The 822-nt window shown below is 47.8% G+C and carries 1 protein-coding gene and 1 pseudogene; one reads left to right on the top strand and one right to left on the bottom strand.

The features are described from left to right. A pseudogene (locus tag WFJ47_RS16460) lies at positions 1–297 on the bottom strand (cation transporter); the annotation flags it as partial. Positions 298–370: 73 nt separating this feature from the next. Between WFJ47_RS16460 and WFJ47_RS16455 the strand changes: the two are divergent. Beyond that, a complete protein-coding gene (locus WFJ47_RS16455; protein ID WP_035729796.1) occupies positions 371–766 on the top strand; it encodes a helix-turn-helix domain-containing protein in 396 nt (131 codons plus the stop codon). Positions 767–822 lie beyond the last annotated feature (56 nt).

Below are 822 nucleotides of genomic sequence, written 5' to 3'. Positions count from 1 at the left end.
ATTGGCCATTACCCATATCCCAGCCACGAACAGGGTCAGGCCTTTCAGAAAGGCCGCGCCAGCTCGCCATCGCAATGCCATTCCGGCAACACTGAGGCTTATTGCGTAGTTGGCGCTGTCGCCAAGGAAATCAATCGCGTCCGCCTGTAAGGATGCAGATCCAACCGACACGCCAGCCCCTGCTTCAACGGCAAACATGCTGGCATTGAGAAAAAGCGCGATCAGGAGCGCTCTCCGCCATGATTTATTGATTGGTAGCGGCGTATCTGTGCATCCACCACAGCATCCTCCTGCCATCCAGCGCCTCCCTGACGAATCATCTGTTTTAATGTATGCTCCCTGTAGCAACTACAGGGTCAAGAGGCAGGGAATGCGATCGATTGGCGCCTTGGGAAAGGCAACGAATACCAAAGTCGAGACGATCCGCTATTATGAACGGATCGGACTGCTGGCTCCGCCACAGCGGACCGATGGCAATTATCGCACTTATGATGATGAGGCACTCGCGAGACTGTCTTTTATTCGTCGATCCCGGGATCTGGGTTTTTCATTAGATCAGGTAAGAGCTCTATTATCCCTAACAGATCAGGGAACCCAGGATTGTAAGACAGTTGATAGAATTGCTCGTGACCATATGGCAGAAATTGAGCGCAAAATTGCGGATCTCATCGCATTACGCCATGAACTTTCTACGATGATAGAATCATGCTGTGGGGGCAGTATTTCTGATTGCAGAATTATTGAAGCACTGTCACCATTTGATTAATATTAGTTTTATTAACTAATATTTTTACGTTATTTCCATTTAATATTTAATTTTTT

Source organism: Asaia sp. VD9, from assembly GCF_037150015.1.
Classification (GTDB): Bacteria; Pseudomonadota; Alphaproteobacteria; order Acetobacterales; family Acetobacteraceae; genus Asaia.
This window is presented reverse-complemented; position numbering and strand designations above follow the sequence as displayed.